Source organism: Fulvivirga sp., from assembly GCF_040218215.1.
GTDB lineage: Bacteria > Bacteroidota > Bacteroidia > Cytophagales > Cyclobacteriaceae > Fulvivirga.
In genome coordinates, this window is sequence record NZ_JAVJQL010000011.1 from 220,740 (window position 1) to 241,778 (window position 21,039).

Annotated in this window: 20 protein-coding genes; 7 read left to right on the forward strand and 13 right to left on the reverse strand. The window is 37.2% G+C overall.

The window, feature by feature from the left end; translation table 11 throughout:
* Positions 1-82 precede the first annotated feature (82 nt).
* The 3 genes from RIB54_RS05630 to RIB54_RS05640 all read left to right on the forward strand — a co-directional run bounded on the left by RIB54_RS05630 (position 83) and on the right by RIB54_RS05640 (position 1,094).
* Entirely contained in the window at positions 83-421 is a 339-nt protein-coding gene (locus RIB54_RS05630) for a DUF6249 domain-containing protein (protein ID WP_350064504.1), read from the forward strand.
* Positions 422-559: 138 nt separating this feature from the next.
* A complete protein-coding gene (locus RIB54_RS05635; protein ID WP_350099655.1) occupies positions 560-775 on the forward strand; it encodes a hypothetical protein in 216 nt (71 codons plus the stop codon).
* Positions 776-815: 40 nt separating this feature from the next.
* A complete protein-coding gene (locus tag RIB54_RS05640; protein ID WP_350099656.1) occupies positions 816-1,094 on the forward strand; it encodes a hypothetical protein in 279 nt (92 codons plus the stop codon).
* An 82-nt stretch (positions 1,095-1,176) separates the two neighbouring features.
* Here the strand turns inward: RIB54_RS05640 and RIB54_RS05645 are convergent, their stop codons facing one another.
* The 10 genes from RIB54_RS05645 to RIB54_RS05690 all read right to left on the reverse strand — a co-directional run bounded on the left by RIB54_RS05645 (position 1,177) and on the right by RIB54_RS05690 (position 10,858).
* On the reverse strand, positions 1,177-2,583 hold the full coding sequence (locus RIB54_RS05645) for an SLC13 family permease (RefSeq protein ID WP_350099657.1): 1,407 nt from the start codon (positions 2,581-2,583) through the stop codon (positions 1,177-1,179).
* 6 nt (positions 2,584-2,589) lie between these two features.
* Positions 2,590-3,180 carry a hypothetical protein gene (locus tag RIB54_RS05650; RefSeq protein ID WP_350099658.1) on the reverse strand — a complete coding sequence of 197 codons (591 nt, stop codon included), beginning with the start codon at positions 3,178-3,180 and terminating at the stop codon, positions 2,590-2,592.
* A 23-nt stretch (positions 3,181-3,203) separates the two neighbouring features.
* Entirely contained in the window at positions 3,204-4,859 is a 1,656-nt protein-coding gene (gene recN, locus RIB54_RS05655; protein WP_350099659.1) for a DNA repair protein RecN, read from the reverse strand.
* A complete protein-coding gene (locus RIB54_RS05660) occupies positions 4,860-5,084 on the reverse strand; it encodes a hypothetical protein (RefSeq protein WP_350071554.1) in 225 nt (74 codons plus the stop codon).
* 6 nt (positions 5,085-5,090) lie between these two features.
* A complete protein-coding gene (gene porD / locus RIB54_RS05665; RefSeq protein WP_350099660.1) occupies positions 5,091-5,984 on the reverse strand; it encodes a type IX secretion system protein PorD in 894 nt (297 codons plus the stop codon).
* Complete coding sequence (coaBC, locus tag RIB54_RS05670) at positions 5,974-7,173, reverse strand: bifunctional phosphopantothenoylcysteine decarboxylase/phosphopantothenate--cysteine ligase CoaBC (protein ID WP_350099661.1); 1,200 nt, start codon at positions 7,171-7,173, stop codon at positions 5,974-5,976. Before coaBC ends, porD begins: the two co-directional genes overlap by 11 nt.
* 11 nt (positions 7,174-7,184) lie before the next feature.
* Entirely contained in the window at positions 7,185-7,508 is a 324-nt protein-coding gene (locus RIB54_RS05675) for a DNA-directed RNA polymerase subunit omega (RefSeq protein WP_350071563.1), read from the reverse strand.
* Positions 7,509-7,520: 12 nt separating this feature from the next.
* Entirely contained in the window at positions 7,521-8,333 is an 813-nt protein-coding gene (locus tag RIB54_RS05680) for an outer membrane protein assembly factor BamD (protein ID WP_350099662.1), read from the reverse strand.
* Between the two features lie 93 nt (positions 8,334-8,426).
* Complete coding sequence (locus RIB54_RS05685) at positions 8,427-9,137, reverse strand: T9SS type A sorting domain-containing protein (RefSeq protein WP_350099663.1); 711 nt, start codon at positions 9,135-9,137, stop codon at positions 8,427-8,429.
* Between the two features lie 110 nt (positions 9,138-9,247).
* Positions 9,248-10,858 carry an OstA-like protein gene (locus tag RIB54_RS05690; protein WP_350099664.1) on the reverse strand — a complete coding sequence of 537 codons (1,611 nt, stop codon included), beginning with the start codon at positions 10,856-10,858 and terminating at the stop codon, positions 9,248-9,250.
* A gap of 45 nt (positions 10,859-10,903) precedes the next feature.
* Between RIB54_RS05690 and tilS the strand changes: the two genes are divergently transcribed.
* The 4 genes from tilS to RIB54_RS05710 all read left to right on the forward strand — a co-directional run bounded on the left by tilS (position 10,904) and on the right by RIB54_RS05710 (position 16,439).
* The gene (gene tilS / locus RIB54_RS05695) at positions 10,904-12,229 is read left to right on the forward strand and encodes a tRNA lysidine(34) synthetase TilS (RefSeq protein ID WP_350099665.1); all 1,326 of its coding nucleotides are present in this window, start codon (positions 10,904-10,906) and stop codon (positions 12,227-12,229) included.
* Between the two features lie 49 nt (positions 12,230-12,278).
* Entirely contained in the window at positions 12,279-12,734 is a 456-nt protein-coding gene (locus RIB54_RS05700; RefSeq protein ID WP_350099666.1) for a Crp/Fnr family transcriptional regulator, read from the forward strand.
* 88 nt (positions 12,735-12,822) lie between these two features.
* The gene (gene mdh / locus RIB54_RS05705; protein ID WP_350099667.1) at positions 12,823-13,743 is read left to right on the forward strand and encodes a malate dehydrogenase; all 921 of its coding nucleotides are present in this window, start codon (positions 12,823-12,825) and stop codon (positions 13,741-13,743) included.
* 221 nt (positions 13,744-13,964) lie between these two features.
* Positions 13,965-16,439 carry a tetratricopeptide repeat protein gene (locus RIB54_RS05710; protein ID WP_350099668.1) on the forward strand — a complete coding sequence of 825 codons (2,475 nt, stop codon included), beginning with the start codon at positions 13,965-13,967 and terminating at the stop codon, positions 16,437-16,439.
* Positions 16,440-16,442: 3 nt separating this feature from the next.
* Here RIB54_RS05710 and RIB54_RS05715 read toward each other — a convergent pair whose 3' ends face one another.
* The 3 genes from RIB54_RS05715 to RIB54_RS05725 all read right to left on the reverse strand — a co-directional run bounded on the left by RIB54_RS05715 (position 16,443) and on the right by RIB54_RS05725 (position 20,843).
* Positions 16,443-16,811 (reverse strand): VOC family protein, encoded by a 369-nt coding sequence (locus RIB54_RS05715; protein WP_350099669.1) that lies wholly within the window; start codon positions 16,809-16,811, stop codon positions 16,443-16,445.
* A gap of 43 nt (positions 16,812-16,854) precedes the next feature.
* Positions 16,855-18,324, reverse strand: a complete 1,470-nt coding sequence (locus RIB54_RS05720; protein WP_350099670.1) for a CotH kinase family protein — start codon at positions 18,322-18,324, stop codon at positions 16,855-16,857.
* A gap of 89 nt (positions 18,325-18,413) precedes the next feature.
* The gene (locus tag RIB54_RS05725) at positions 18,414-20,843 is read right to left on the reverse strand and encodes a DUF5686 and carboxypeptidase regulatory-like domain-containing protein (protein ID WP_350099671.1); all 2,430 of its coding nucleotides are present in this window, start codon (positions 20,841-20,843) and stop codon (positions 18,414-18,416) included.
* Positions 20,844-21,039 lie beyond the last annotated feature (196 nt).

Genomic DNA, 21,039 nt, shown 5'->3' on the forward strand with positions numbered 1-21,039 from the left:
AATAAAATTTAAATTGAGGTGTAACCTGGTTCTAATTGCTGGTGTCAAATGCCCAAAAATTAAAAACTCAAATTATAAAGTTATGGAAGAAGGAGTAATAGCGGTGTTTATCCCGATAATAGCAATAATAGCGATTGCTTACGGAGTGGTGCAATGGAGAAGGTATGAAAATGATGAGAGAAGGGCTATGATAGAAAAGGGCATGGATCCAGGCTCAGCTAAAAGAATAAGAAACACATCATGGGCATTAAGGTTTGGACTATTGTTTATTGGTGCAGGGCTGGGTCTTCTTTGCGGGTATATGCTTGATAGCCTGTTTAGAATGGAAGAAGTTGCCTACTTCTCAATGATCTTTATCTTCGGTGGCTTGGGGTTAGGTATTTCCTACATCATTGAAGAAAAAAAGAATGACGCATTATAGTATTTCAAACTTCACCTATTTTAAAAAGCTGAAGCCAATGGTTTCAGCTTTTTTATTCTTCATATGTGATTAGAAGTGATGAAATCGAAAAAGAGTAGAAAGTGTTATCTTTAAGAGTAGCTTTAAAGGCAAAATATAATGAGAGCGGAAATAATAAAATTAGAGCTTATTGATCGACTGATGAAAATAAGTGAAGCATCTACTTTGAAGAAAGTGGAAAAGTTAATGATACAAGTGGAGATGGAAAGCAGGGCTGAAGCATCTATGAAAGCCATAGACGAAGGGGATGTTTTGTCTATAGATGAATTTAAGAAGGAAAATCAGCAATGGTTGAAGAAAAAACATACCAGGTAGTAGTTGCTCGTCCTGCAAAGTCCGTTTCCAAGAAAATGTATTGCCTTATATTTTTGAGAACTTTAGTCTTGAAAGGGCTATTGAAATAAACGACAATATTTTACACACAGCAAGCACACTAAGTAGAAAGCCAGGCAGAGGAAGGAAGGAAAAATATCTGGAAGATGGCCAGGAAGAGTTTAAGTTCATTCTTCATAAAGAGTCAAAGCATTTTGAAATTAAGATAATCTATTTTATCAATGCTGGTAAGCAAACTGTGAATATTACAGACTTTTTTCCAACTAGAATGGATCCCCAAAAGATGAGAAAGAACAAATAGCAACTAAGTTGCCTGCATAGAAAATCTTGATTTTTTTGTTTTTAGGTATTCCCTAAAAATTATATCAACCTCATCAGAGTTGTCAAATCATTATTGGAACTATCCAATAGCTTAATAAAGTAATTACTAAAACTGCGATAAGGTTAAGCCATATACCCGCCTTCATCATATCCTTCATACTAATGTGCCCGCTAGAGAAGACAATAGCATTTGGGGGTGTTGAGATTGGCATCATAAAAGCACAGCTGGATGATAACGTTGCAGGTATTATCAATAGGAGTGGGTTTATATTAATGCCGTTGGCAACACCAATAATAACGGGAATTAGAATTGTTACTAGTGCCACATTACTCATTACCTCTGTCATCAATAAAACAATTAACGTGATGACTAGTATAAAAATAAGAGGCTGAACCTGAGTTATGGAAGATACAAATTCTCCAATCATCTCAATAATTCCAACCTCTGCCAGTGCATTGGCCAGTGCCATTCCACCTCCAAAGAGCAGCAGTATACCCCATGGCAGCTTTGAAGTATCATCCCAGCGCATTAAGAAGTTTTGATCTTTCAGGTTCACAGGCATTGAAAACATTAAAACCCCTCCAATCATGGCTGTAATATGATCTGTAAGTAGTGGTTTGCCAATAAGCTCATTAATCTGTGGTTTTAAGATCCAGCCAAAAGCCGTAATTAAAAATACTGTAATTACCAGTTTCTCCTCTCTTGATATTTCCCCCAATTTCTTCAATTCAGAGTTTATAAGTTCTGTGGAACCTTCCACATGTTTAATGTTATTGGCAAATAATACCCTGGTAAGTAAATAATATGTTACGGTAAGCAGCAACAACCCGGTAGGTATCCCTATCATAAGCCATTCTGCGAAGCCCATTTGAAAATTGAGGAGTTGATTTAGATAACCGGCCATTACCACATTGGGGGGAGTACCAATCAAAGTCATGGTGCCACCGATGTTTGCAGAATAGGCAATGCTCAGCATTAAAGCCAATGCAAAATTCTTATTTAGTCCTTGTTTTGAAGATAAAAGCCCAACCACCGAGCTTGCTATCGGCAGCATCATTACGGCAGTGGCTGTGTTGCTTATCCACATACTCAGCAGGGACGAGGCAATCATAAAACCAAGAATGATACCATTGCCAGAAGAGCCGGTTATCTTTAATAGACTTAATGCCAATCTCAGATGAAGGCCATGCTTTTCCAGACCCAAGGCAATAAGAAAGCCGCCCATAAACAAAAATATAATTGGACTTGCATAAGGAGCTGTGGCTTGAGAAACTGTAAAAACACCTGTTAGCGGTAAAATTATAATTGGTAAAAGTGCAGCTACGGGAATTGGGACAGCTTCTGTGATCCACCATACAATCATCCAGATGGCCAGGGCTATTACATCGTAAATAGGTTCATTAAAACCAAAGGCTTGTAATAAGATAAATATCGAGGGGCCAAGTATGAATCCAATAATCCTGTGCATTATCCTCTAACTTGGTAGTGCCATAAAGAACATGAATAAAGCTATATATCCGATGACCAGAAATATAGCATGAATTACTTTGTTCTTATGAAAATATGCAGCTCCTGCTGCTAATAGCACTCCGAATGCTCTTATAAGGTTTTGGACTAAAACATTACCAATATCTGGATATACGAAGGAGCTGATGATGGTAAAAACAAAATACAGTGAGAAGAGTCCGAAAAGGTATCTCGTATTCTCATAAAAGTACTCCCGAAGATCGTACTTATCTTTGTTGGTTTTAAAATCGGGGAAAAGAATAACGCTGATAATGTAAAATAAGAATATCGGTACCAGAGAGTAGAAGAAATAGTAAATGCTCTCATTAATCAATCTTGTCCTCGGCCAAATACCCCACCAGTTTTGGATAAACAGTGTAAAAGCAAAGATTGTCCAAAGAGTATGTTGCCAGTAGGCTTTTACCCGCCTTCTGTTTTTAATTATGGCGCCCCATCCTTGAAAGTACTCTGCGCCTACATATCCAAAAATAATAGCACTAAATACAGTTAAGTATTCTGTGTGAGTAAATCCTTCAATTATTTTGGGCATTCCATCCATAACAACCTGTATAATACAAAAAATTAAGTAGACTGCATGAGCTCTTTGGCATTTTCAAAGGCGATATTTGATGGCTGGTCGCCCCCGATCATTTTAGCTATTTCTGTTACACGATCTTCACCCTGTAATTCTCTTATTTTACTAACAGCTTTGGCATTTGAATTGTCTTTGAAAACAAAATAATGCTGGTCGCCTTTTGCGGCAATTTGTGGTAAATGGCTAATGGTAATTATTTGATGATTCTGAGCCATTTTCTTCATCAAACCGCCCATTTTAATGGCTATTTCTCCACTTACGCCAGTGTCTATTTCATCGAATATTACAGTAGGGAGGGATACTTTTTCAGCCAGAATATATTTAATGCAGAACATTACCCTTGAAAACTCACCACCAGAAGCCACTTTAGCTAATTCCTGGGGAGCGATACCTTTATTGGCACTAAATAAAATACTTATCTCATCGGCACCTGATGCTTCCAACTCAATCTCTTTTCTCTCTATCTGGATGGTCGCATCACCAATACCTACTTCCTTAAGCAGGTTTATAAGTTGAGTGCTAAGTTTGGAAAAACATGCAATACGTTTTTTGGTTAATTGCTCTGCCATTGATTGAGTTTCTTTAAGCAATCTTTCCTTTTCTGAGAGGGCATTGGCTATTTCATCTTCCAGGTTCATGGTTCTTTCAACCTTGATCTGAAGTTCATTTTGAATTTCCAGCAGGCCTTTGATATCTAAAACACTGTGTTTTTGCTGAAGTTGATAAATGTTGCTGAGTCTTTCCTGTGCTATTTCAGCTTCTTCAGGATTAAAGCTTACTTTCTCTTCTTCCTTTTCTATCTCTCCGGCAATGTCATTCAATTCAATTAGTGCACTTTCCAACCTTTCATGAAGATTCTTGTAAGCATCACCATATTTGGAAAGATTGTTGAATAATGCCCTAACTTGCTGTAGTCCAGAAGTTGTTGCATATTCTCCCTGAGATAATATCTCTATGGTCTGGTTGAGCTTAAGCTTAATTTCTTCAGCATGCTCCATGAGCCTGACAGTATTTTCGAGTGACTCTTGCTCATCTTCTTTTAAACTGGCTTTAACCAGCTCATCAAGTAAGAAAGTATTGTATTCCGCTTCTTTTTTTGCATTGGCATTCTCTTCTTCTAAAACTTTAAGTTTTTGTAATGCCTGCTTGTATAGTTGAAAAGACCTGTTGTATTCTGCCCTTAGTTGCAAGGTTCCTGCATAGACATCAACAAATTTTAGCTGAAAGCTGTTTTTACCTAGTTGTAATGTTTCGTGCTGTGAGTGCACGTCCATCAACTTTACTCCAAGCTTTTTAAGAACATCAAGGGTTACAGGAGTATCATTAACAAAGGCGCGCGACTTGCCTGATGGGCTAATCTCCCTTCTTATTATTGTATTGGTCTCATAGTCAAGGTCCTCTTTGCTAAATACATTTTTAAGATTGTAATTGCTGATCTCAAACTGTCCTTCAATCACACATTTAACATCTTCATCCAGCAGGGCTTTTGTATCTGCTCTATTACCGAGCAACAGACCTACAGCCCCGAGCATAATAGATTTACCAGCTCCGGTTTCCCCGGTTATAATATTGAGGTTATCAGAAGGAGAGATATTCAGCTCCTGAATTAGCGCATAATTTTTAATCGAAAGATGTTTGAGCATCTATGCGTTGAGGTCTATTATTATTTCTGCAATATTTTCCAATGCCGCTTTCTGACTTGTATTTCGCATATTTTTATAAACAATTTCACTGTTAGAAATTGAAGTTGCCAATGCAAAAGATACCTGCCCATTGCGGAATACAATATTAACTTTTTTGCCTGTAATTTCTGAGGCGTTGTCCAAGATGCTTTTTGTTGAATTATATCTGACAAGACGCTTAGCCATAGTGTCTTATTTTATGATCTTTTCATAATCACCACTCTTTGATGGATCAACGGCTACCAGAATGTCATAGGCCTCTCTTCTTACCTGTATGTTGCCTTCAGAGAAAATATTGATCAGCTCATCTTTTTTGGCATCAAGAAAGGAGATGACCAGAATGGAGTTTGGAAAAGAGGTCTTCACTTTTCTCAATTCCCGAAGTACTTCAAGAATCAATTTCCGACTGTTGTCAGGATCCTTTTCAAAATTATCTAGCGCCAGTCTGTGATATTTGTAAAACCCTGTTCTTAAAGGTTGAATTTGTTGATTAGTCAAGTTTTCCATTAACCAGTACCGGTTCCTTGTGCTTCCGAGAGCATCCCATCCAGCCCTATTTGATTGTTGGGCATTATTCACAACATTCTGTGCTTTTTGAATATATTCTGTTCCACCCAACTCACTGAAAGAATCATAATCCAAACCTAAAATTATATAGCAATAATAGGCGAGGAGCGAAGTAAGGTTAGTGATGTAGCTGTTATCATTAAACTCTAGGGGCTGAGACTCTATATAATCAAATTGCCAATCTCTATCTGCAAAATTTAGTAATATGGATTCATAATTGGAATTGTAAATAGGTCTGGCAGACTGCACTTGCACATTGGCCTCATAAACACCAATGGTCTTCGGATTTTGCAGGGTAATAATGATATTGACATTTATCTTTTCAAAACTCTCATAAGTATCATCAGTCCATTGTCTGGAGTTTACAAACTGAGCAAACGCAGTCTCCATATCCTTAAACACTCCACGATCTGATGACTGAACCTGATCTGCATTAACAGTAATTCTACAATTGAACTCCTGGCCAAATCCATTGAGACCTATGAGAACACAAAATATGGATAAGAGATTACTTCGCAAGGGTATCAATTATAGAATTTACAATGTCTTCAGCAACCTTTTGCTTACTCTTTAACTCGAATTCTTTGATATTATTTTGTTTGTCAATGATAGAGATTTTATTGGTGTCATGCCCAAAACCTGCTCCATTATCATTTAGGGAGTTGAGTACTATGAGATCGAAATTTTTGGCTTCAATTTTTTTCTTTGCATTTACCTTCTCATTTTCAGTTTCTAATGCAAAACCTATATTGAGCTGGCCCTTCTTTTTTAGCTTACCCAATTCAGATGCGATATCATATGTCTTAACAAGCTCTAAAGCCATTTCATTGCCTGACTTTTTTATCTTCTGGTCAGCCTTTACTTTAGGTCTATAATCTGCTACCGCTGCAGACAAAACCGTGATGTCAGATTGCTGATAATATTCTTTGCATTTTAAAAACATGTCTTCAGCAGACGTTACGCGATTTAAATGAATGTTCGCATGAGTTGTTTGCTGCACTGTTGGGCCGCTAACCAATTCAACTTGAGCACCTTCATTTGCCATAGCCTCTGCTATGGCAAAGCCCATTTTTCCTGTTGAATGATTTCCGATAAATCTTACCGGGTCAAGAGCCTCATAAGTGGGGCCAGCAGTTATTAAGACTTTTTTACCTGCCAACCTGCCTTTAGAAAAATGTTTCTCCAAGGCATTTACTAATGCCTCAGGCTCCTGCATTCTACCAGCACCTACAAGGCCACTGGCCAATTCACCACTGGCTACATCTAAAATGGTGTTGCCGTAGGAGACGAGTTTTTCAAGATTATGCTGAGTGCTCTTATGAGCATACATGTCCAAGTCCATAGCAGGTGCTACAAATACAGGACATTTTGCTGATAAGTATGTTGCAAGCAGTAGGTTGTCACAATAGCCATTAGCCATTTTAGCCAATGTATTTGCGCTGGCGGGTGCTATCAAAATAAGATCCGCCCAAAGACCTAGATCAACATGATTATACCATTCTCCAGTATCGCTGTTACTAAATTTATTATAAACAGGATTTTTGGAAAGTGTGGAGAGGGTAAGTGGGGTGATAAAGTCAAGTGCAGCGTCCGTCATAATTATACGAACCTCTGCACCTTCTTTGATTAGTAATCGAACAATCAGCGCGGATTTATATGCCGCTATACTTCCACATACTCCCAATATTATTTTCTTACCGCGGAGCATGTGATAACTGATTAAAGTTCTAATTTATTTTCTTCTGCGTCTCTATGTCTGTAAGTCACTTTGTCTTCTACAAATTCTTCGATAGCTACGTTAGTAGACTTAGGAAGTCTCTCATAGAATTTAGAGATTTCGATCTGCTCTCTGTTTTCGAATATTTCTTCAAGATTGTCAACAGTAGAGGCAAATTCTGCAAGTTTAGAGTTTAACTCTTCTTTTACGTTTACCGCTATTTGACGAGCTCTTTTAGAGATAACCACAATAGATTCGTACACATTGCCAGTTTTTTCGGCAATCTTATCCATATCTCTTGTTTCAATTGATGCTTGAATAGCCATATTATTATTTATTTACTTTTTTGCTAGTTGATTTACTTTTTCTAAACTGCTACCATAGCGCTTATCTGCTTCCTTAAGATATTCACTATTTGGATAGTCATCAAGGAATTGTAAATAGAATTGATTAGCAACTCTATAACGCTCCAGTTGTTTAGAACTTACGCTTTTCTCGGCCAATCTAAATTGAGCCATGAATTTTAAAAATGCAATTTCCTCATTATACTCAGAATCAGGGTAGTCATTGGCAAAGCTTTCAAATGCTACAATAGAAGCTTTGAAATACTCAAGCTTGTAATACTGTTTCGCATTGGCGTAAGCCTTTTCTTCCAATTTAACCTGAATATCATTTATAACTTTTGCAGCGTCTTCCCTGAACTTGCTATTAGGATATTTATTCATGAAATTTTGCATCGCTATTACCGCTTCTATGCTAGAAGTCTGATCAAGGTTGTATGCTGGTGAATTAGCATATAAAGAGTAGGCCTGCATGTATCTGGCCTCTTGTGCAAATTCACTTCTTCCGTAAGTTTCATAAAACACTTTGAAATGGTGTGCTGCCAATAGATAAAACTCCTGATAGTAATGGGCATAGGCATAGTAAAGCTGTACTTTCTCGCCTTCAGGCAAACCCCTTACAATTGGTAGTATTTGCTCAAATAGAATGCTTGAACGGTAATAGTCCTTATTCTCATAATAGTTAATGGCAGCATCATACTTGACCTGCCAATCCTGACTTTTTTCAATTTTTCTGAATTTGCTACAAGAAGCAAGTGAAAAAATGAAAATAGCAATAAAAAAATAGTGGAAATACCCCTTTTTCAACATAAGCCTGCAAATATAGGTCAGTAATAACTAATAATCAACAAGTGATGACTTACTGTTAAACACCATAAGGATAGAAATTATTTCATAGGAGGCCTATTTTCTTATAATAAGCTTATGAGTAATTACACCGTCATTGTCGATGTAGAGTGTGTAGAAATATACACCTGGATTAAACTCGTCTGCATTTATCTTGAGTTTGCTTTCATATGGAGCCAATACATATTCTCCAACTACACTACCAAGCACATTATGTAAAACAATTTTGGCATTGGTGTTTTCATTAATCAATTCATAGTCAATGATTGCGTATTCTGTAATTGGATTTGGGTAGATGTCTTTAAGTTTCACATCAGCAGATGAGTAAAGAATTTTACCTTCATCATTTTCTTCAATGGTATAGTTAACCTCATATTCTACAGCTTCCGCTGGGTTGTCCCTGTTATATATCAAATATTTAACTGAGCTAATGCCTGGTACTAAGCCGGCTTCCAAAACACTTTCAAGTTTTAGTGAAGTTTCACTGGCAGACAAACGCTTTGATATGGGCAAAATATCCTGAGTACTGGGCTGACATTGACCATCCCAACAGAAATAGGTGGTTTGACTTGTGCCAATAACTTTATCAAGCCTTTTAATTACCAGTTGGATGGGCCTGTCTGATAGGTTTTTGATTGGGATTTGGGCTACTATTTTTTCGCCCACTTTGCCTTTGAAGATTTCAGATGTTTCAGCAACCTCGAAATTCTGGGCCTGTAAAAACAAGCCTGAAATTAGGATCAAAACCGCTGAAAAAAACATTTTCATATTCAAGTCATCATCAAAAGCTTACAATAGTTTTTAAACTGACAGGTAAGTTAATAAAAAAACCTAAAACTTAATACTCATTTATATGATTTTGGTAACCTTTTTTTGAATTAATTGATTTTTTCGACTTTTGGTTTCAAAAGCTCCTTTTTATCAATCTGTTTTTTATTTACAGGAGGCGAATTGTCAATTTCAACTTCAGTTCTATCAAGTAGCTTCATTTCTTCCAAAGTTGGTTTTTCCTCAATTCGCCAGGCAAAACCACTAAGTTTTTTATCTGGTTCTTTCAGCTCATGTGGTGGAATAAATGAAGCATCGGGATTAACATAAAAGGAGACATTATCGGCTTTGTTTGCTTTAAAGTTGATGACCATGTCACTGCAAAAAATCTTATTCATCCCCATGAGAGCAGTCTCTTCATCATTAAGTGCAAAAAACAAGCTCTCACCATTGCCATATACATTTACTTTATTGATACTGCCATTTTTAAATCTTGCTTCCATCTTCCTTCCTTTTACCTGGTTGAAGTTATCGATACTGTCAGTAGAAACTACATAGGAGTTTTGATTCATATTTAGGCGGTCAATAGTTCCTTTGTTAATCAAAACATTTATAGAATCTGCGGTCATTTGATTTCCAGAAGTCCATAAAACCGGATCCTGATAAAAGAACAGGGTGGAGTCTGCAGTATGGTAAGAAAGCGAATCTGACTTCCCTTGTAAATCCGACTTAAATATGCGCACATTTTTGTAAGCCAACACACGTTCTTTTTTAGGGTCTTTGCTCTCAATTGCCATTAAAGTATCAGCAGTTAAATATAGGGTATCAAGCCCCATAACTTTCTTCATAAGTGCATTACCATAGACCTTGGCTATGCCTTTGTCCTTTTGATAGAAGCTATAATCACCCGTGATAATAACATCCTGCTCTTTACTCACCATTTCGACATCTCCTGTAGCGCTATAAAGCTTTTTAAGGTCATCCAAGAAAAGCTTGTTACCCGTCAGAACATAAGATGCTGTTTCAACTTCACCCTCGGCAAGATTGGATTTTCTAATATTGGTATTGTATTCACCCTCCTCGTAATAAAACTGGTTGCCTTCAACATCAGTAAGCTCTGTATAGTCCCTGAAGTAAACTATATTGGTTTTTGTATGATATTGAAGCGTATCAGACTTTAAAGTATAATCTGGGTTTTTACCAACTACATTTTTTTTGAAAGAAGCCATGTTTGTATTAACCTGATAGTACCCCTTTTCACTTGTAAGTACATTGGTAGAGTCTACCAATCGGCCACCATTAAAATATTTGGCTTGCTGCCGATTTCTGTCATAATCAAGGAAATCGGTATAAAGCGTTACACTTTTTAATTTTTTAAAAACCACATTTTCACGTAGTTCTGCCTTCTTATTATCACCGTTATAGTTCAGCCTTTTGGCGGTAATAGTAATGGAATCACCTTCTGTAATTCTTACCCTACCAAAAGCATTAACAATATTTTCTTTTTTGAAAAGGATAGCCGAGTCACAATATATAGTGGTCTCATTTTGCTCAAATACCACATTGCCCACAAAGCGATCAAATCGTTTTCCGGTTTGATCAATACCACCAACCAGTTTATCAGCTTTCTTAAGTTTTACTTTTTTTTGTGCGTCAGCACTAAAGCATAAACCCAGTGTTAATAAAATGACTAATGGATATTTTATGATTAATTTTATCATGTTTGTAATTCTGTTGCAAAACTAAATAAAAAGTTACGCTCCTCTATGTTAAATGAGTTTTTAGCCGTTGTTGAAAAACATAAATTGTTTAAGCCCAATGACAAGTTACTGGTGGCGGTTAGTGGCGGAGTAGACTCAATGGTTTTGCTTGATTTGCTAAAGAAAGGTGAATTTAATGTCACAGTAGCACATTGCAATTTTAAACTTCGTGGTGCTGATAGTGATGGTGATGAAAAGTTTGTAAAAGACACTTCTGAAAACTTAGGATTTAATTGCTTAACTGAGTCTTTCGATACCAAAAAGTATGCCACTGACAACTCAATTTCTACCCAGATGGCCGCTAGGGAATTACGCTACACTTGGTTTGATGAGTTGATGGATGAGAACAATTTTAAATATCTATTAACGGCACATCATCTTAATGACAGCCTGGAGACTTCAATATTTAATTTCACAAAAGGAACAGGCGTAGCAGGACTTCGGGGCATTCTGGTTAAGAAAGATAAATTGGTCAGGCCAATGCTTGAATTCACTAAGGCAGAAGTGGTTGATTATGCTGAACAAAACAATATGAAATGGCGTGAGGATGTAAGTAACAGCAGTATAGACTACAAGCGAAATTTTATTAGAAAAAAAGTAGTTCCGCTTTTAAAGGAAGTTAATCCATCGTTAGAGTCATCCTTCTTATTAACGGCTAAGCGTTTGCAATCACTTGAGTCTTTACTGGAAAAGCAGATTTTAGAATTTAAAGGAGCTTTTGAATTAGAAGGTGATCATATTTTCATTAGGAAGGCGCAATTTCAAAAACAGGAATGGGTTGTGTTGGAAAGTGTTTTAAAGGAATATGGATTTAATCATGATCATCTGCAAAGCACGCTGGATATTTTAAATGAAGATGTGCCCTCAGGTAAGCAATTTGAGTCCCATACACACTCTATGAATGTAGATAGAGAACATATCATAATTTCTCCTAAGTTTCAAAACGAGGATGTGCTAGTAGAAATTGGGGAGGAAGAAGAAGGCACTTTGAATGGAGTGATTGTGGGTGGTAAGGTTAGCGATGATCTATCATATTCAATTGACCCTCAAGTAGCTAAACTTGATTTTGACCTGCTCAAATTCCCCTTAAGGTTACGTTATTGGAGGGAAGGTGACAGGTTTCAACCTTTGGGAATGAAGGGCAAAAAAAAGCTAAGCGATTTTATGATAGATGCGAAAATTCCTCTAAACTTGAAAAAGCGCGTGATGGTTTTACTTTCTGAAAATAAGATAGTTTGGGTAGTAGGTCATAGAATAGACGAAAGGTTTAAAATTACTCCCGGCACCAAAAAAGCGTATAGCCTCGAAATAACAAATGATCAATCCATTTAAAAAGACATATACACTGAAGGAACAGGATATCTTTTTGTTTCTCACCAAAATGAGAATTTTTTCCGATCTGAATTATAAGCAATTATATCAGTTTATTCCTCATATGCACGAGCGCAGATATGTTCAGGACGAGGTTGTTTTTTTTAGGAATGATCCCAGCCATGCATTGTATCTTTTAAAGAAGGGTGAGGTTTCTTTGAATATAGATGTCAATGATACTTTTGAAATTTTAACAAAAGTGAAATCAGGAGCTTCTTTGGGCGAGAGTTGTCTGATTAAAAACAGAAAAAGGCAATTGAATGCCTTCGTTACTTCTGAGAATGCCGAATTTTATGTTATTCCACAAGAGAACATCTTTTCGATTTTTGATGACAACCCTAAGATTAAAACCAAAATGGTAGAAGCCCTTGCTGGCATGTATAGCGACTACAACGCCAGTATTTTTAAAACCTACAAATCGTCTTTAGGCTTCTTTAACTTAAAACAGGTTTATAAAGAAGATTAATTGGTCTTTATTTTAGTCTTATATAGTTGATTGTATAACTTTGTTCAATCGATTTAGTTCATTTAAAAACATAATAAACTCACATCATATGAAAGTTACCGTTGTAGGTGCAGGGGCCGTAGGAGCTAGCTGTGCTGAATACATCGCCATTAAAGACTTTGCCGCTGAAGTGGTATTAATTGATATTAAAGAAGGCTTTGCTGAAGGTAAGGCCATGGATTTAATGCAAACTGCTTCTTTAAACGGTTTTGATACCAAAATTACCGGTACAACTAACGATTATTCTAAAACTGCTAATAGTGATGTTGCGGTTATCACGTCAGGGATTCCAAGAAAACCAGGAATGACAAGAGAAGAGCTGATCTCTACAAATGCAGGAATTGTAAAATCTGTAGCAGAGAACTTGATCAAGCACTCTCCAAATGTGATCATTATTGTTGTATCAAACCCAATGGATACAATGACTTACCTTGCTCATAAGGCAACTGGTCTACCAAAAAACAGAATTATCGGAATGGGTGGAGCTCTAGACTCTGCAAGGTTTAAATACAGGTTGTCTGAAGCTTTGGATTGCCCAGCTTCTGATGTTGATGGCATGGTAATAGGCGGACATAGCGATACGGGTATGATTCCTTTGACAAGGTTGGCTACAAGGAATAGTGTTCCTGTTTCTGAGTTTTTGAACGCTGATCAGCTTGGTTATGTAAAAGAAGAAACCAAGGTAGGAGGAGCCACACTTACCAAGTTGTTGGGTACTTCTGCGTGGTATGCGCCAGGTGCTGCAGTTTCAGCAATGGTTCAGGCTATTGCTTGTGACACTAAGAAAATGTTCCCTAGCTCTTGCATGCTGGATGGTGAATATGGGTTAAGCGATATCTGTATTGGTGTACCTGCAATCATCGGACGAAATGGAGTTGAGAAGATTGTTGAAATCGAGCTTGACGCTGCGGAGAAGGCTAATCTTGCCGAGAGTGCCGATGCAGTGCGAAAAACAAATGGTTTATTATAATAATAGCCACTTTTAATATTCAACGGCCATCCGCTAGCTAGCGGATGGCCGTTTTTTTTCTATTTATGATCTCAAATATATAAGAGTATAGTATCTATTTCATAATCAATTGTATTACTGGTATTTATGGCTTGATAATGCGGACTGAACTATTCAAATAATCATATTTTATAGTTACCTTATTTTAGGAAACGGTCTTAACGGCTTTGATAAATCAAGTATTGAAACTTATACGTTATTGGCATTTAGTCATTGCCAGTTGTCTGTTGCTTGGCTTTGGGCAGAGCTATGGGCAAGCGGTTTCTGTTGATAGTAAAAAAGTAGAGTCGCTGGTAGAGCAGGCGCATACAGAATTACGAGCCTATAATTATGACAAGGCCATAGAAATAGCCAGACAGGCTCTAAATCTCTCTGATAGTATTGAACATTATGAAGGAAAGGTGAACAGCCTTTTTATAATTGGTGAAGCATATAAATCTAAAATTGATTATTCAGGTAGCCTCAATTACTACTTACAGGCCCTTGATGTGGTTGAAAAGAATAATGATCTGGAAAGCCAGCAGTGGGCTCACTATAAGTTAGGCGATTTGTTTCACGAGTGGAATGTACCCGAAAAGGCACTTGACTATTACAATAGGGTTTTATCCGTCAGATCAAGCGAACTGGATAAAAATGACATAAAGCTACTTAACAGTATGGCCGAAGTTTATTTGGCACTAAACCAAAAACAAGAGGCGCTGAGAAAGTATAAGAAAGTACTTGAAATTGAAAAATCAGAAGGTAATCAGAATCAAATCATAAACACTTATAGAAAGGTAGCTTCTATTTATTATCAACTGAGTGATTATCAAAATTCATTACAATGCCACTTTGAAATACTCAAAATCAATCAAACGCTTAAGGATTCTACCAATATGGCCATTTCTTATAATACCATCGGCTATCACTATAAGGATCTTAAGAACCTGGATCAATCTCTGTCATATTATAAGGCAGCCCTTGATCTAAATAAGCAAATGAACCGCAATGACTTGAATGATAACAACATAGTGTCCAACCTTATTAATATAGGGGTTATCTATCAGCAAAAAGGAGAGTTGCGTGACTCTAAAAGGACGTTTAATGAGGCGCTGAAGATAAAGGAGAAAAGTGGTACACCTGTGGAGATTGCTGTAATGCATAATTATCTGGCAACAATAGAAGTAAGTGCCGGACAGCTTAACGATGCCGAAATGCATACTCAAATGGCCATTGATCTATTGAAAAACACAGATAATAAGCGAATGTTGGCCACCAATTACAAAAGGCTTTCAGAGATTAACCAAAAGCAAAACGATTATCGAAGTGCATTAGCGAATTATGAGAAATATTCGATTGTAAAAGATAGCTTACTCTACAGGGAACAACTGCAGCAAGCTCAGGAGAAGTACAAGGCTTTCGTGGTGGAATCGGCAGAAAAGGAATCGAAGCTCAATATTATAGATCATGAAGTGCAAGCGCTAGAGCTTCGTAATCAAAAGGTAAATGCCGAAAGGGAAAAGCAGGAAGTTGAACTTTTACTAAGAGAAAAGGAACTGCAAAATGCAGAACTACAAAATGAACAACTTGATCAGGAAAGGCAGTTGCAAAGCCTCATGCTTGCCCAACAAAAAATAGATCGTCAAAGGCAAAATCAGGAGATACTTCTGCTTGAGCAGAAAAGAGATTTGCAAAACATTGAGCTTCAAAAAAATGAGCTTCAGGAAAAGGAAAGATTAAAAGAACTGGAGCTAAAGAACTCTCAGATTGAACTCCAGAAATCGGACCTTCAACTAAAAGAAGCACAGCTAGAAAAAAGTTCTATCAGACAAACGTATCTTATTTATGCCACACTACTAGCTCTGGCCGTGATTGCTCTGGGTATTTTTGCTTATTTAATTAAGCAAAGAGATAACAATAAGCTGAAGGTGCAGTATGCAGAAATTCAAAGGCAAAAGGAACAAATCGAAAATATAAATGCCGAGCTGGTTCAGTTAAATGAAGAAAAAAATGACTTGATCAGTATTGTTGCTCATGATCTCAAAAGCCCGCTGAATCAGATTAGTGGCATGCTCGATATCATTAAACTGACTTTGAAGAAACAAGATAAGGAGCAGCAGGACTACATATCCAGAATAGACCAATCAACTGCCAGGCTCAAAAGAATGGTGACCAAAATATTGGATGTCAGTGCCATTGAAGCCAAGACTTTGAATGTTACTATTGAGGAGGTTGACATCAATGTTTTACTGAAAGAGGTAGTGACTAGTTTTTATGAAATGGCAGAAAAAAAGGAGATAGAAATAGTCGAAAATTTATCATCCGTGGCTAATGTTAATGTTGATAGGGGCTATGCTACAGAAGTACTTGAAAATCTGATGTCCAATGCTGTAAAATATTCGCCTGTAGGTAAAAAAATCACAGTTGATATGCAGGAAAATGGACAGTTTGTTAAAATTGGATTTGCTGATCAGGGGCAGGGAATAAATAAAAACGATATGAAGAGGCTTTTTGGCAAGTATCATAAGCTAAGTGCCAGACCAACAGCAGGAGAAGACTCTACAGGTCTAGGGCTTTCAATTGTTAAGAAATATGTTGAGGCTCTAAATGGTAAAGTATGGTGCGAAAGTGTAGAGGGTGAGGGTGCTACCTTTTTTGTAGAGTTTCAAAAGGCCTGATCACTAGACATCCTGCACAAAGAAAATAGAATTATTGTTTGGGTCATACATCCCAAATTCGTGAGTGCCCCAGTCAGTATTTCTTCTTAATAAATCGTTATTAACTCCACCTTTTGCCACAAGTTCTTCAAAAATTGGTTCAATGTCTTTTACAAAAATTTTAATAACACTTCCTCCTAACAATGGATCCTCAGCCGTATCAGCATGCCATTGTAAATGAATAAAGGAGTTCTCCCTTCTCAAGACACAATACATATCATCGCCACCAATCCATTCATACCCTGTCTTTTCCTTGTGCCATTGTACATCTCTTTTAATATCAGAGCTTGGTAATACAGGAGTGATTTCTAGAATATTATTTTCCTTGGCCATACTGTATTCGTTTTATAATTCTTAATAATGAATAGTATAAGTTCTAAAAGTTCGATATTTCTGAATCCATCCATTCTGCACGTGTCTGAAGGAAATCCTTCAAGCTCTCTATACTGCCCAGATAATCAACGGGTACCCCTATGGTCCATCGATTATAATTCCTTTCAATTGCGCCATGTTTAATTAAATAGCTGGAGATCTCATTTACCATCAAATGTAATTTGGCAGTGCTTAGCTCATTTGTTCTTAAGGAGTTCCATCTTGATTTTATTGCTGCTCTAAATTGCGCGTCTTCCAGTAATCGAGGCCACCAGAATGGCATCATCCAGGTATCCTTATCTACATATTGGTTATAGTTGATCACCCAATTGTCTATGGGCACCCGATCACCATTATCAAACCCTATATTCATATCCCACACCGGCCCCATATTGAGTTTTTCACCCTTATCTTTAGTTAAATACGTGCTTAGTCTAAAGGCATCCACATTGCGACAAAGCTCATTTATGATAAAATAATCTACAAAACTGCCTATATCAATATACTCAGCATATGATCTCTCATCAGCGGCAAAATTATCAGTGAGCAGTGCTGTTTCAAATTCATCAATATAATTCTGAATATATGCTTTTTGCTCATCTGCAATTTCATCAGCAGCGGGATACTCATATAAGAAATAGGTCTCTAAATATTGATTTTCATGATAGGGTTCACCAAAAGCAGGAAAGTCAATGATATTACCATTAATGTCATAATTTGATCTAAAACCAAGGTTTTCAGAATACCTGGCATCATCATCCCAATTAGTGTAATAATATTCTAATGGTTGATTTAAGTTCAAATCACCGCCAGATGTCTTATCAATTTTTAAGATGTACCCTCCTGTAATATTTTCTTCATCTATCTCAGAAGGTTCGAGTTTTGAGAGGTCAATGCGGTTGTCGTCTCTTTTAAGTTTTTCCATAAAAATATAGACCCCTTGATATTCTCCATTTAGCTCAAGTTCAACAAATTTTGTTCGACTGGCATACTTGCCAATATTGCGTGATATTTCATAGCCTAGATAATGGTACATCAATGTTTGATCAAACATGTACCCCTCCGTTTCATTCACAACATGCCCCATTAATATCCAATCCTCTTCTTCAGGCAATCCAAAATAAGATGCCTTTATATCATTGCCTTCTGCGTCCCACGATTCTAGTCCAAATGATTTTTTATCTGAAAGCCGAAAAGAAGTAGAGCCTCTGTATTCTATGCCTATAGTGCTTACATTGGTTGCTACCTTTTTCTCAAAGATGGTCATATCCGCAATTATTTTGGGTTCATTTTCAATACTGACCCCACGCGTATCAACCGTTATAAAAGGAATTTCGCTATCACCAATATCTACAGAGAATTCACCTTCATCTGGATTGTTATTGTTTGAACCGTCTTCAAGATCATCCTTACAAGCTATGAGGATAGTAGTGAATAATAAAGCTGACAAGATATATCTGAACAATTTGAACATAGTAAATGAGATTAATATCGATTCTCATGCTAACATCACTCAAGTCCTGCTAAGTATGTTTAAAGCATATTTGTACTAAAAATACACTTTTAATAAGACCAATTTTTCTTCCAGGTGTCTATAATGTCAAAAGAGATTTTAAAATCCTTGTCAAAAGGCGTTTTGTTGGAGTCGGCAGCTACACCATAAATGCCTATTCTTAACCGTCTTCTTGCTCCTAGTTTAAATACCCGCTCCACTCCGGCAAAAACTTCTCTGTGCAGGTAATCACTTTGTTTTATCCACATAGCGCCAACTCCCGCTACTACATTGAAGCGTAGTTTTTTAATCAATGGAATGTTGTTGATCAAAGCACCATTGAAATGATGGATGTGATGGAACTCCAGATAATAGTCTGTGGCGTTAAGTGCCGTATCCAACAGCTGGAAAGAATTGAGAGGATCAGAATAAAGGTAGGGATCAGACTGCCTGAACCGCTTCAAGTCTATGAATTCCAGTTTTTTAGTGTTCACAAACTTGCCTACCTGAGCTTTGTACTTTGAGTTGCCAAAAACCGCGAGAATTATATCCTGATCAATAGAAAAATCAAGAAAATCAAAATCAATATCTGAACTTAATGGCCCTGGCCACCCTTTTTTATGGCCTACACTAAAAGTAGGAAACTTGCTGCCCAGCACTATTTTCCTGTTGGGTTCTCGCATGTATTTCTGCATGGGAGTGTATGATATTCGGATTTCTGTTATCAAAGCTTCATAGTCCTCAAATGAGAGGGGATCATTTTCATCAATGATTTGATTTATTACGGTAGTCCGGTCATAGTCCTCAACAGACTGGCGTTGGCTATACTTTGCTTCGGCACTCACATAAAATCCATTAAAAAGCTCCCTTCTCGTCCAAAAGCCTACATGGTCATGAAGAATATAGTTCGAAATCCTAAGCTGATTTAGATAAGCATCAAAGCTATTGACAGAATAAAATGATCTGCCAAAATATAAGCGCACATCACCCAGATAATAGGGATTGTACCTGAAAAAGGTACTATTGCCCCATTGTAGGTCTTCATTTTTGAGGCCGATATTTACATGGCCGAATGTATATAATAGTCTTCCACTTTCCCAGCGCTTAAAAAGTGATGTATGTGGGCCTAATCGCCAACCGCCTATAACCTCAAATTCTATTGTACTGAGTAGCGAACCAAAATATAGGTCACGCTTTTTTTCGGTGTTACGCCATCCCACGCCATCGTAAATTATTTCACCAAGTGTTATTTTGTTATAGCGCGCTTCAATAGAGTCCAGATAATCTTTGTCATTAAGCGCCAGCTCAATACTGTCTCTGTAGCTGATTACTTTCTTTTCATCAATAGTTAAAGGCTCAGGTCTTTCCAGGTTCCAATAGCTAGAGTCCCTTTTGTAGGCTTCAGCTGTGGTTACCGCTACTTCATTGTTAAAGTACTTTGGTGGAAACTGGACATTCTTTTCAAAGTCTTTATAGAAGATGAGGGTATTCCCCTCAAAGCTTTTTCGTCTTCCTTCTTTGGTAAAATAATCAAACTCCAATCTGTAGGGAATCCACGTGCCGTCTGCAAGTTGATTATAATCCAGCTTAATGGTTAACTCATCATAAAGCTTTAGGCCGCCTTTTTCAATAGTAAGCTCCAGTTTGTTGATATTCCAAATGCTGTCATTAATATAAATATGGCCTTCAAACGTTGAGTTGCTCGATTTTCTGGGTGTAACCCTTATTTTATGAACAGCAATGCCATTCTGCTTAGTGGTTTCTTCTAGTTTAAATTTATAGGTAAGAATGGAAGTCCTGCTCAGCGGTGAGATGATGGGAGAGGAGCCAAGGTTTTTCATTTCTACCAAATTTTGGTAGAAGTTGAAATCGGTTTCGCTAAAGTTAGGCAGATAAAGCCCAGCCTTTGTTCCATACAGCTTATAGCCGGTTCTCTCTTCCTTATATTTTTCCGGAGCTTCATAGCTTAAAGTACTTTTAATCTCCACCATATTGATATTCTTGAACTTATCGTCAGTGGTAGGTTTGTCAAATGGATCATCAATTCCTTCAGGGCTGTTAAACTCTACAGTAACGTCAACTTTACTCTTTTTCTCCTTAGGTTCAACCTCCATAAGTTCGGTTGCCTTGGTATAGACATTAGCCCTGAAACTGGTAATCTGTGTAAAGAAGTCATCCCGGTGTTCAATGGCCTTTTGAATAATTTCGTAAGCAGGGTCGCGCCTTGAGGCTTTAATAATAACCTGCTCCAGCTCTTGAGTGGCTGATGCTAATTGGTAGTTCCTGATTGTAGGTTGATCACCAATGGAGACTTTTACTATTTGGGATTCATAGCCGATAGATGACAAAACAATATCATAAATACCTGGATCAAGACGCAGGAAATATTTTCCCTGATCATCTGTAGAGGTGCCAGAGTTGAGCTGCTGGACAAAAATGTTTACAAAAGGTACAGGTTCGTTTTTTTCATTGGTGATTGTGCCACTTATGCTCTGAGCCATAACACTGGCACTAATGAGCATGAGCGATAGAATACAGCAGAATCTACTTCTCTGTTTTAAGCTACTTGTAATCAACTTGTTAGGTTAGGTGGACAAGGAATAAAACGAAAGTAATATGATTTATTATAATTTGAAGGGTTTATTTTTTATGTAAAATCAGAAACAGGAGATAAGGTGCTGATTCAAAGGTTAAGTG